Genomic DNA, 11,183 nt, shown 5'->3' on the forward strand with positions numbered 1-11,183 from the left:
GAATAGTGGTCGTCAGGGAGAGTACGCAGCGACCGCTCGCTCGCCAGGTTCCGTCCACAGTGCTCAGGGACTCGCTCCCGCGTGGCCCCCGCACCGCAGCAGGAGGGGCGGTCCTCCCGGACGGTCGTCCCTCTGACGGTCGCGCGGCGCTCGGGCCGGTCCCACGGCCCTCGCGCAAATCGAGATCGCGCTCCCTCCCGGCGGCTGGGCGCTGGGCATCGGTGTGGGATGTCTCACTCCGTTCAGTATTTTCATCGATTTCAGCCCTAACACTCTTTACAGTAAGCGGCGTATCTCCATCCACCGATGTCTATCGACCGAGACACCTTCGAGAACACGAGCGAGGAAGAACTCGAAGCCCTATCGGTCCCCGATCAGGTACTCGGATTTCTCGCTGCCCACGATGATCGGGCGTTCAAGGCGCGCGAAATCGCATCCCAGATCGGCGTCGACGAGGGCGCGGTCAGTACTGCGCTCTCGCGGCTGAAGGACCGTGATCTGGTCGACCACAAGGCAACGTACTGGGCCGTGACTGACGACACGGAGCGACTCGACGGATACAGCGGGTACGAGCGAGCGACAGCCCTCTTCAACGAACAGTTCGGTGATGAAGACAAAGAGGCGTGGCGCGAACACGCCCCCAGCGAGCCACATCCGAGCGTGGAGAACGACCGGTGACCGACGAGAACACGCCACTCTTCCAGCGGGGCGACGTCGTTTACGGTGACGACCCGTTCAAAGGTGACGCCGCCGCTCGCCCGTGGCTCATACTCTCGAATCACGATGGGAGACCGTTCCACGGTGAGCAGTACATCGCGCTGACGTTGACGTCAAAATCCTGGATGGACGGGCTGATCGAGATTCCAGCAGCGAGTTGGCTGCGTGGTGGAACGCCGGAAGAGAGTCGGATCGTCCGTGGGGCGTGCAATCAATCGACCACGAGGATATCGACTTCTGGCAAGGCCGGGTAGAGGTCGGACTCGTCGACGACGCTGTCGCTGCCCTCGTCGACGAACTGCGATAGGCGATCAGCTTGGCATGTCTCGATGATCAGTGCAGGCTGTGCAGTGACCAGGGAAGCATCCACCGAGCGAGCACCGCGAGCGAGGTGGTTCACCGGACGCGAGCGAACGAAGTGAGTGAGTCGTCCGGGGGTTTTAGTCCAGGTTTTGCGACTGAGCGGTGCCCGCAGCGAAGCGAGGACACCCGAGGGAGTAAAAAGTGGGCAGGCACAGTGAGCAGCGTCAATTTCAGGCACCATGTCGATGACAAATGACGGCTACCTCCACTCTGCCGTACCGCAGTAGGAGGACGGTCCTCCCGGGCGGTCGTCCCTCTGACGGTCGTGCGGCGCTCGGGCCGGTCCCACGGCCCTCGCGCAAGTCGAGATCGCGCTCCCTCCCGGCGGGTGGGCGGTTTGCACTATCGGCTGTCGCAAATGATAGTAGACTTCGGTGTGTGGACGGTGTCCGAAGCGTGACAATGTGTCGTAGAACTCATGTATCAATGGCACATTATGGGTGAATCGCGGGTACGATGTCTTCTGGCGTAAACAGGGACACGTCCGCACGGTCAGCGGCCGCCTGCTGCAGGTCATCGGAAAACCCGGACCGACAGAAGCAACAGTACACGTCCTCGCGATCAGTGCCGCTTGGTGGCGTCCACTGAACCACCGACGTGGCCCGTTTGCAATGTGTGAGCTCGCCGTTGGTCAGCTCTCTGATGGTGTATTCATACGCTCGGGTATCTAAATCACGATTTTACTAATCACGATTTTACTATTCGGAGGGCGTCCCGCTGGTGATTTCTAGAATGACACCACCAACAGAACCAGCCCATACGCACCACACCAAGCTTGTAACACTACCCGAAACCAATTTATAAATGAGTTTCGTATAGTGTTACAACGTGCTCGGGAGAATCGAACTCGAAGTCCTCGCCACCGGTGAGCGTGGTGATACGATCTCCGAGCTTTCGGAGAAACTCGACCACAGTGAGAGCTACGTCTCCCGTGCGGTTTCGACCCTTGCAGAAAAGGGGCTCTGCTACACTGAGCGGGATGGCCGTCGAAAGCGAGTCATTCCGTCTGATGCTCGCGCTGTGGAAGTGTACCAGGATCTCGTCCGCGAGTATTCACACATCGATTTTCCGGACCTGCTAACCGGAAAGACCCTCGAGATACTCTACTATCTCGACCAGCCACGCACAGTCGCCGAGATTTCGGCTGCGAGCGACAACTACCGAAACACCGTCAACCGCGTCCTGAAGCGTCTTCGGGACCGCGGACTCGTGAGTGCAGACGATGGCCGCTACCGATTCACCAAGGATTTCCAGCGACTCCATGCGTTCGCCCGCGAGCTCGCACATCATCGGCATCGCCAGCGCCTCGACGCAGTCACGTCGCGAGGGACGATTCTCTGGGAGGGATACGACGAGTTTCTCGCCCAGACCGAGACGACGGTCGATGCTGACGCGTTTCACGAGACTGGGCTGGCCCGGTTCGCTGCCTACGACCTCCAGTTTCTCGTGACCAGCAAGCGGTACTACTTCTACTCGGAGCATCTCGACGCCGTTGAGCCAGCGGAGTTGTGCTGTCACACACTGTTGATCGACGATGATACCCGCCATCGCTCGTACTGTCTGCTCCTCCTCAGCCACGTCGACATAGACGAGGAGACCCTCCGAGACGCAGCGTCGAAATACGGCCTGGCAGACGAAATCGATACTCTGCTGCGATATTTACAGAATGACGGAGACGTCGAGGACAAGCGGCTTCCCGAGTGGGCCGAATTCGAGGACTTGGCGGCTGACTACGAGGTGACTCTCGCAGAATGAGACCAACATTTGGGCGTGCGTACGTCGAGGCCGAGTTCCAGCAACTTGCCGATGAGCTCGCCGATCCGCTCACGGTCTACCTGATTGGGGGCGGTGCGATGTCCCTGCGCGATCTGAAGGGTGCAACGAAGGATATCGATCTCGTGGTCGCTGACGGTGACGCGTACGCTCAGCTCTGGGCTGTACTGATGGAGCTCAGCTATACAGAAGTCCAATCATTGGATCCTGACTACCGTGCTCTCGGAGCGACGAGCTGCGTCGAAAACGACGACGGATGTCGCATTGACATCTTCAAACTAGGTAGCGAGGCGGATTCCCCGCCCCACCGTGGGCGGGGTTGAAGCCGACACTCGCTGCCAATAACCACGATCCATTAAGTACCTCTATCACCTATTGAAACTTGTGGCGGACGACTACCTGAGGCGCACCGCAATCACTCGCCCCACCCTCACCGACGAGCAGAAGCAGCTGCTCGATACCACCATCAACGAGTGGCAAACTGCCTGCAACATCAGCAGCCAGATCGGATGGGAACACGGTGAAACGCGGAAAACGTACCTCCAAGACCTCGCCTATGACGAGGTACAGGAGGAGACGCGTCTCGGGAGTCAGCACGCGATCCTCGCCACCCACCAAGCCGCAGCCGCCCTTTCTGGCGTCGAAGAACTCGAAGAACTGGACGAGGAGTACAAGACCTCACGGCCGGAGTTCACCGCCGAAACGGTGAAATACGACACCCGGACGATGACTCTATTCGACGACGGGACGGTCTCACTCGCAACAGTCGATGACCGTATTCGGTGTGACCTCGCGTTACCGGACGACAAAGACGGCTATCAATACCAGTACCTCAACGATGAGGACTGGGAACTCACTGAATCCACGCTCACCCGACACGGTGGAGACTACTACCTGCACCTTGGGTTCCGCAAACCGAAGCCCGAGAAACAGGTCGTACAACAGGGCGACGACGAGGACAGGACAGTTCTCGGCGTCGATCTCGGCATCGTCAACATCGCCACCACCTCAACGGCGTACTTCGCGTCCGGCAGAGAACTCAGACATCGACACCGGGAGTTCGAGCGGATTCGCAGCAGTCTCCAACAGACCGGTACGCAGTCCGCCCACCGCACCATCCAGCAGATGAGTGGCAGGGAATCCCGATACGTTCGAGATGTCCTACATCGGGTGGCCAACGACATCATCGAGGAAGCGTTGACACACGACTGCGAGTACATCGCGTTCGAGAACCTGAAACACATCAGGGAACGTGCGCCCCCAGTGAAGGAGTTCCACCAGTGGGCGCACCGCCAGCTCGTTGACCTCGTGGAGTACAAGGCGGAAGAGGAGGGCATTTGTGCGGAGTACGTCGATCCGGAGAACACGAGTCGGCGGTGTCCCGAGTGTGGACACACGAGCGAAGGGAACCGCGTCAGGCAGGCAAAGTTTGAGTGCGAGAAGTGTGGTGCGACGGCGAACGCGGACTACGTTGGGGCGAAAAACGTTGGGTGGCGGTACGTCCGTCGCGGCCTACAGTCGTCGCGGCGGACGGGCGACAGTCAACTCGCCCTGAAGTCAGGAACGGTGACGCCGAATCGGGGGTTTGTCCCGTCCGACTAACCACGGTCGGCAGAGGCCGAGTTCACTGACAAGCCCCGCGCCACCGTGCGCGGGGCAGTTGACTCAGCAGGTTGCAAACAAGCTCGTGTTGACTGAGGGGATGGTTAACCGTAGTGAGCCGTTCCTCACGACTGATTCGCTGACCGTTCGCCTAGTCAGTACCGAGGACATCTTCCTGTTCAAGCTGATTGCCGGCCGTGACGACGATATCGAAGACATGAGTGTCCTCGTGGAAACTGGGCTTGACTACGATGTTGTCGGGACTGAACTGGAGGTGCAGATCGAACAGCTTGGCGACGATCAGTTCGCGACGTTTGCAAACGAGGCACTACTCGACCTCGAAGAGCGCTATGGCGTGACGATGCCGATTGGCGATCGAGTCGAAGAACTGGCGACCCGATACTATCGCGGACTGGAGGTCTTCCAGGTGCTCGATGAACCGAAATCGATCGAGACTGTGGCAGACGAACTCGGTCTCGATGTCACAGTGGTCAGAGAGCGCATCACGTATCTGGAAGTGTTCGACCGTGTTACTCGGGAGGACGAGACGGTGCGGCAGGCTAAGAACGAGACAGAGTGACGCAGATCAAAAGACAGGATCAGATAATTTGCTCAAGCACCCGCTGGAGCTTGTCGTCGACCTCCCCTGCCTGCAAGATTGTGAGTTCGCTCTCGGCCTGGTCAGCGAACGACGCCGTCTCCTGCTCTACGTCCTGGACGACGAGCAGGCCGTTCCAGCCGTCACCGAAGACGCTCCCGGACTCGTCGGTGAAGACGAACTCGTCGTCCATCCGGAGGAACGCCACGTACTCTAGCGTCTCTTTGATCCCCTGTCTGATCGTCTTGGTGCGCGAGCTGTTCTTGACCTCCGTGATGAGATACTCGTAGCTGCCATCCGGCGAGATGATCTCGAGGGCGATGATGTCCGGCCGACCAGTATGGTTCTGAAAGTCCTTCTCTGTGAAGTAGTTGTTCGCGACTTCCCGGGCGACGAGTTGGACCCGATCCGTTCGTGACAGTGATTCAGGATCGGCGTCGTCACTGGCGGCGGCTTCAGTCCGGAAGGACAGATCGCGATCGCGCGCGGAATTGTCGTGATAGATGACGATCTCTTTGTCGCCATCGAAGCGAGCGATTTCCGGGCGATCCGTGGCGATCGTCTGCAGCGAGAACGATCACCAAACGGTACACCGCGACCGCCCCGCAGCAAGAGGGCGGTCCTCCCGGGCCGTCGTCCCTCCGACGGTCGCTCGGCGCTCGGGCCGGTCCCACGGCCCTCGCGTAAGTCGAGACCTCGCTCCCTCCTGGCGGCTGGGCAGTGGGCAACAGTATGCAGTAGTGTGGTCGGTACCGGTCCGTGGTCCGTGGTTCAGACCTGTCTGTTGTGGCAGTTCTGGATACGAGTATTGCCCGTATCTGCAGCCATCGTAGATCAGCATCGCAGTCTCGGTGTAGTATCTGTGTGTGACCACAGCTTGCTCTACACCGGTTGTGTACACCGGTCGCTGGTTAGCGTTTCACCGGTTGTGGGTAGATTTCGACCATGCCGTCGGGAGAACCAGTCCGCGATGGAATCTTGCCCCTGCAAAAAAACGGGTGACGAGGGTGACTACCGGTCGACGACGGCGAGCCCGTGCCACCAGTCGCCGCGCGGCCCAGCGTGACTGAGCGTCAAGCTGTGTTCTCCGAAGATCCCGCTGACGACCGGGGGAATGCCGTCAGTGCGGAGCGTCACTTCCACGGTCCAGCGGTCGGTCGGGTCGACGCTCGGTGCCACCACGTCGACGCCGACCACGGCAGGGATGGCCTCCAGTTCGTTCACGGCGTTGTGGGCGCGGTGGCGGGCTTCGACGCGGCAGCTCATGCCGTGGCCTCCTGCGCGACGTTCTTGGCCAGGTTGTAGCGAATGTCCGCCGCCTGGGCTTTCGCGTCTTGGTGTCGGTCGTGCGCTGGCATCTTCGTGTTCCACCACTCGTCGATCCAGCCGCATTTCTCCTCGCGAACGTAGTCGATCCAGTGCTGGACGGCCGGCCGGGCGAGTTCCTCTGTGTGGACGACGTCGCCGTCGACGGTGACGTACAGCGTGGCTCGCACGGGGTCCCAGCGGTGACAGCGACCGCGTTGATCGTAGCCGATGACGCCGGCGCGCTGTGCAACAGATTTTTCTCTCGAAGTGTCGTAGCTCTCAGCGTTGGTTTGCATGGGATGGTTCCTACGCAAACCCGGCCCGCCGTGTTGTGACCACGGTGGGCGATTCTCATTCATCCGGTGAAATCACCCAAAAGCGCCGGGTTTGCGTAACTAATAGTTAGGTCTGCAACCACTTAGTGCTTGCCCGGTATCGTGCAAAGTTGCGCGAATACCTGACTAGTCCCGGTCGTACGCAACGTCAATACCGTCGTCAGTTGCGATGAAATATCCCTCGTCACTCAGGTCTACTTCTTTGATTTCTCCCTCATCAAGGGCTTCGGCGTCTATCTTCTGAACTAACCCTTCCTCAGTCAGTTCAGTGAGATAGTTATTGACTGATCGCCGTTCGAAGGTAGCACCTCGAAGTTTCGCGTTCCGAAAAATAACGACAGGAGGGAGAGCAAATCCTCCGTCTGCGAGGACTTTGAGTATGAGCCGTTTCCTGTCCTCTTTTCCCATGTCGTCAGGATTGGGAACGCGCGATATATCACCACCGAATCTGTCAAAGCCGCTGAATAATGTGCAATTTTGCATTCTGGCGCACTCATTTGCTTAGTAGCTTGCAAACCACTAAGTGCTTGGGACGGTACGTCGGATAATACCGGAACTTCACAGTAGCAAATCATACCGAAGAACCGCGGTGCGACGACCTGTCACCACCAGGCCACCGCATGAGGCTCCTGAATTAGGCAGAAGCCATGATCATCTATCACACCGAGGGGCTTGAACCCTCTCACCGACAGCCAGCATTGCACACCGACTGGATCTCGTTAACCAACAACGGCCTGTATCTCTCGACTCTGTTGGTTAGGAATATTTTCTCGCTCTCCACGAACTGCCGATCGCATAGGAGAATCAAGCTTGCCGGCTCGGAGGCAGCATGACTGCCCCTTCCGCTTCCGTCAGTACACGAGACAGCTCCAGTCTTGACGAGACTGATGGCCACACAAGCGACCAGGCCACCCTTACCAAGCAACTCCTCGCCGAGTGCCGGCAACTCCGCGAGACCGTCGAGGCCCAAAAGCAAACCATCGAGAAGCAACAGCAGACGATCACCGACCAGGTCAGCCGGATCAACACGCTGGAGGACCGCGTCGACGAGCTCGAGGCCGACAGCGAGAAGACCAGAGACATCGCCCGGAGTGCCAGCGCCAAAGCCGAGCAGGCCATCGCCGACACCGACACGCAGGAGGACGCCGAAACCCTGCCCCAGGGCGTCGAGCCGTCCTCGTCGCCGCTGGATTTCTTCGCGAACTGCCGACAGTCGAAGATCAAGGAGCTGTTCGTCGAGCAGTCCAACCGGTCGAACACCTATTGGGCGATCTGCGTCGCCAAGCGCTGGCCGGAGTTCGCCCAGCGGCGGACCGACGGCAGCGGCATCTTCTTCACGCGAGATCATTTGGAAACTGCGCTGACGGCGCACCTGGGGGAGTCGCCCCACCGGCAGACGATCCATCGCGTGTGGGATCAGTTGCAGGATCTTGGCGGGGAGGACGTCCGGGTGAAACGCCGGCAGGTCGGGCGGAGCCAAGAGCCCAAGGAACTGCTGACGATGGACATGGACACCGCGGAGGGGTTGCTGGACAGCCGGTATCTCGGATTGGATCTACTGGAGGCGACGGCCGGGAAAACACGGACCGGTGGCGTCACGCCCGTTGTGACGGGGGTGACGGGATGACCCCGTGACGAACCCGGCATAGGTCAATCAAGTCGACCAGCAATCCCAGTTGGTGCTGTTGGCCCCGCTCCGCAGGCTAGCTATTGCCTGCTAATGTGTAGCTGCAGGACTGTACGGCCCCCTTTCGTTCTAGGAGCAGTGAGCGTGGTCGACACACGCGAATGGGCCTGGCGCTCGTGCCCCACGTCACAACGCCTGTGACTTACTCCGAAATCCAGCGTGATGGGTATGGGTACGGATCGTTTGCGGCTTTTTCACTTGTTTGGGCACTCTGATTTCTACTATTGGGCCACCGTAGTTGTCTGGCGTTACAACGGATTGGGTATCGAAGTTCTAGCTTCTCAATTCATTGTATCGAACTACTGTAACTTCCGCCAATACCTATACAGAGGAGTATGTATTCAGCAAAGTGTGTTATTTAAACCATTATTCGATCCGGGTGGCTGCCCACTCAGCTTTTTCACGGACTTCTTCATCCGGGTCATCCTCTGCGATCCGTTTGAGACGGGTCATAGAAACCGGGGCTTCCGTGTTCCCAATCAGCGTACATGCGTTCGCACGGACGGCTGCCCGCGAATCATCAAGCGCCGCTGCTAGGTGCTCAGATTCAGCTCGAATAGTCTCCGGGTTCGCTTCCCCAGCCCGTAGGAGTGCGATTGACGCATTGATCCGCGTTTGGTCATCGTCGGCTGTCAGACATCCCGCGATAACGGACGCATAGTCGACAACGATGTCGGGATGGAACTGTGCGATGTCACCGAGGAGGCCCGCCGCGTTTGCTCGAACCTTTGGTTCAGCACTATCGAGACACTCAACAAGGGAGGCCACAACAGTGGTTGCTGTGTCAGGATAGGATTTTGTAATATGCCCAACTGCTGACAATGCATTTGTTCGGAGAGTCGTGTTCCCGGCTGCTATGCTATCAAGCAGGATGTCGAGCATCGGCAGGAGTTCTTCGGGGTATTCCGCCGAGATATTCGAGAGGGCATAGATTGCCATATCTCGCGTTTCTTCAGACCCAGAGTTAGCCACCGTCTCGAGGAGCGGCACCGTATCGAGTGCCTGTTCTGGGGCTGTTTCTGAAATATCGGCAAGGCAGGTTGTCGCAGCCAACGATACGTCCTCATTGGTGAGGAGCTCCGGGCGATCACCGAGCAGCGTCGACAGTTCGGTGATAATCGTTTCCTTCCCCTCGTGACCCTCTTGAAGTAGTGTCGACAGGAACGCAAGTCCAGCGGTGGGGTCGATAGACTGCGTCCGTAAGGCGTCAAGCGTGGCGTCGACATCGTCCATTCTAACCCGATTTGAGTGCTCGTCTGCGAGGGCGTCCAACGACTCAATCTCGTCGTCCTGCGAAGAGTTAAATAATTGCTCAAGGGTGAGTGGCTCCAGCGCAGTTAGATCTGGGCGTTTGATTTTGTACCGTTTTCCAGTGGTGAGGCTTTGAAAACGGAATACGGGAGGTCCGTGGAGGGGCTTAGCCGAGGGTCGGGTGATTTCGTCGTGGAAGGCAACTAATTCTCGCTCTTGCTCTGCTTCGTGGAAACTGACCTCGAAAAGATACCACTCCTCGAGGATATCGGTAACCAGGTCTTCCGATTCGAAGCCCCCCTCGTATGCATCTTCTGGACGCCACTGCCCACCTTCAGATAGGGGTGCTTTGATATCCGGCAGTGCTTCCAGCCCTTTTTTGACCTGCTCGCACCACCACGTCCGAAAATCCGGGACAAATCCTTTGGCCCGCGCATGTACGCCATTGGCTCCAATTGGATAGTTATGCTCAGGTTCGAGTGTCTGAACGATCTCGTCCATGGTCGCACCGCCGGTATCAGTGATATATCGTCGGGCCGCAGCAATAGCCTTCACAAATTCGTTCCTGGGAGCCTTCTCAGGAAACTCGACATCAGCGAGTGCATGGAGTTCAGCATCAACATCTAATCGGGATTGATCAAGAGGTTGGTCAAAATCCGACAATTGGTTGGAATTAAACTGGTCTAAGGTCGGTCCCTCTTGACGGCGATAGACCGTATCTCCTAACTGAATACCATCGGGGACTTCGCTGATTTCGATCCCATTCTTCCACGCAGCGTACATTGCCTCTTGAGTCGTCAGGGATCGACCATCGTCTGCAATTAACTCTCGATCTTCAGCAAACCGGGAGGTGCTTGGGTCATAGAGTAAGATATCGTCACCGATGATTGCATAGAGGCCACGATCTTTCACAAGCTTGTTCCACCGAGCTTCGATGGTTTCCTCCTCTTGCTCTTTCAGCAATTCTAACAGATTATTTATAAAAGAATGCATAAACTGCTCGCTAACAAGATCATCTTCCTCTAGGGCTTTGAATTCCGGATTCGCCACAACTTTTCGGACTCGGTCTGGTATTTGTACAGCCCTCTCCTTGCTAACCCCGAACTCATCGACAAGCTTATCGACCATTCGCCCCGCCCAATCACTTGCTCCCATACGTGTCAATGAGACACCTCGTGAATAGTAGTATCCCTTGGTCACATCTGGAAACCTTCTCCTTACATGCAAGCCTCGAGCTGGCCACTATTCGCTACACAAAAGTTCTCCTGAACCACGAAATTGCTGTACATTACCAGAAAAACAGAGTTGTTTGAACCACGGTTGTGGCTGCGCGCGCAGCGAACCGAGCACCGAGCGGAGGGTGGGGCGGTGGATCGTGGGTGACCTGGTCCACAGGTAACTACGACCGATTATGATTTAATTGGCCGTGGTGAATCGCCAGACGTAGCGTGATTTTACTGTTTCACTGCCTGCGTGATGTTGTAAACCGCACACATCAAAACGAGTTCTCGAAATTCACCGTACCAGGTTCGCGCACGCACGGCGTCGC

At 57.8% G+C, this 11,183-nt stretch carries 9 protein-coding genes and 4 pseudogenes; 7 read left to right on the forward strand and 6 right to left on the reverse strand.

All coding sequences use genetic code 11. The annotated features are described in order from the left end of the window. Positions 1–306 precede the first annotated feature (306 nt). The 6 genes and pseudogenes from MU553_RS23215 to MU553_RS23240 form a co-directional block, all read left to right on the forward strand. Complete coding sequence (locus MU553_RS23215) at positions 307–678, forward strand: MarR family transcriptional regulator (RefSeq protein WP_247382155.1); 372 nt, start codon at positions 307–309, stop codon at positions 676–678. After that, a pseudogene (locus tag MU553_RS23220) lies at positions 675–1,024 on the forward strand (type II toxin-antitoxin system PemK/MazF family toxin). Before MU553_RS23215 ends, MU553_RS23220 begins: the two are co-directional and overlap by 4 nt. Positions 1,025–1,908: 884 nt before the next feature. Further along, positions 1,909–2,835, forward strand: coding sequence for an ArsR family transcriptional regulator (locus MU553_RS23225; RefSeq protein ID WP_247382162.1), 927 nt, complete (start codon positions 1,909–1,911; stop codon positions 2,833–2,835). Next, positions 2,832–3,128, forward strand: a pseudogene (locus MU553_RS23230) (hypothetical protein); the annotation flags it as partial. The gene MU553_RS23225 and the pseudogene MU553_RS23230, both read left to right, overlap by 4 nt. Positions 3,129–3,237: 109 nt before the next feature. Continuing rightward, entirely contained in the window at positions 3,238–4,455 is a 1,218-nt protein-coding gene (locus MU553_RS23235) for an RNA-guided endonuclease InsQ/TnpB family protein (protein WP_247382168.1), read from the forward strand. 64 nt (positions 4,456–4,519) lie between these two features. Further along, positions 4,520–5,035, forward strand: a pseudogene (locus MU553_RS23240) (hypothetical protein); the annotation flags it as partial. A gap of 19 nt (positions 5,036–5,054) precedes the next feature. On the opposite strand, the gene MU553_RS23245 reads toward MU553_RS23240, so the two are convergent. From MU553_RS23245 to MU553_RS23260, 4 genes are all read right to left on the reverse strand, one after another. Continuing rightward, the gene (locus tag MU553_RS23245; protein WP_247382172.1) at positions 5,055–5,246 is read right to left on the reverse strand and encodes a hypothetical protein; all 192 of its coding nucleotides are present in this window, start codon (positions 5,244–5,246) and stop codon (positions 5,055–5,057) included. Positions 5,247–6,064: 818 nt separating this feature from the next. Then, positions 6,065–6,319, reverse strand: a complete 255-nt coding sequence (locus MU553_RS23250) for a hypothetical protein (protein WP_247382175.1) — start codon at positions 6,317–6,319, stop codon at positions 6,065–6,067. Then, on the reverse strand, positions 6,316–6,657 hold the full coding sequence (locus tag MU553_RS23255; RefSeq protein ID WP_247382178.1) for a class-II aminoacyl-tRNA synthetase family protein: 342 nt from the start codon (positions 6,655–6,657) through the stop codon (positions 6,316–6,318). Before MU553_RS23255 ends, MU553_RS23250 begins: the two co-directional genes overlap by 4 nt. A 165-nt stretch (positions 6,658–6,822) precedes the next feature. After that, positions 6,823–7,104: a hypothetical protein gene (locus tag MU553_RS23260; protein WP_247382180.1), complete on the reverse strand. Its 282-nt coding sequence runs from the start codon at positions 7,102–7,104 to the stop codon at positions 6,823–6,825. 421 nt (positions 7,105–7,525) lie between these two features. Between MU553_RS23260 and MU553_RS23265 the strand changes: the two genes are divergently transcribed. Next, positions 7,526–8,323, forward strand: coding sequence for a PspA/IM30 family protein (locus MU553_RS23265; protein ID WP_247382183.1), 798 nt, complete (start codon positions 7,526–7,528; stop codon positions 8,321–8,323). A gap of 426 nt (positions 8,324–8,749) precedes the next feature. On the opposite strand, the gene MU553_RS23270 is transcribed toward MU553_RS23265, so the two are convergent. Both MU553_RS23270 and MU553_RS23275 read right to left on the reverse strand, forming a co-directional pair. Next, positions 8,750–10,762 carry a HEAT repeat domain-containing protein gene (locus MU553_RS23270; protein WP_247382186.1) on the reverse strand — a complete coding sequence of 671 codons (2,013 nt, stop codon included), beginning with the start codon at positions 10,760–10,762 and terminating at the stop codon, positions 8,750–8,752. 326 nt (positions 10,763–11,088) lie between these two features. Beyond that, positions 11,089–11,183 (reverse strand): annotated as a pseudogene (locus MU553_RS23275) (IS5/IS1182 family transposase); the annotation flags it as partial.

The sequence above is a fragment of the Halorientalis brevis genome (assembly GCF_023077655.1).

What these genes read in the sequence shown, in the direction of transcription:
- MU553_RS23245 (WP_247382172.1), bottom strand. Translation starts at nt 5,246, where the DNA reads ATGGACGACGAGTTCGTCTTCACCGACGAGTCCGGGAGCGTCTTCGGT.
- MU553_RS23265 (WP_247382183.1), top strand. Translation starts at nt 7,526, where the DNA reads ATGACTGCCCCTTCCGCTTCCGTCAGTACACGAGACAGCTCCAGTCTT.
- MU553_RS23260 (WP_247382180.1), bottom strand. Translation starts at nt 7,104, where the DNA reads ATGGGAAAAGAGGACAGGAAACGGCTCATACTCAAAGTCCTCGCAGAC.
- MU553_RS23250 (WP_247382175.1), bottom strand. Translation starts at nt 6,319, where the DNA reads ATGAGCTGCCGCGTCGAAGCCCGCCACCGCGCCCACAACGCCGTGAAC.
- MU553_RS23270 (WP_247382186.1), bottom strand. Translation starts at nt 10,762, where the DNA reads ATGGTCGATAAGCTTGTCGATGAGTTCGGGGTTAGCAAGGAGAGGGCT.
- MU553_RS23255 (WP_247382178.1), bottom strand. Translation starts at nt 6,657, where the DNA reads ATGCAAACCAACGCTGAGAGCTACGACACTTCGAGAGAAAAATCTGTT.
- MU553_RS23215 (WP_247382155.1), top strand. Translation starts at nt 307, where the DNA reads ATGTCTATCGACCGAGACACCTTCGAGAACACGAGCGAGGAAGAACTC.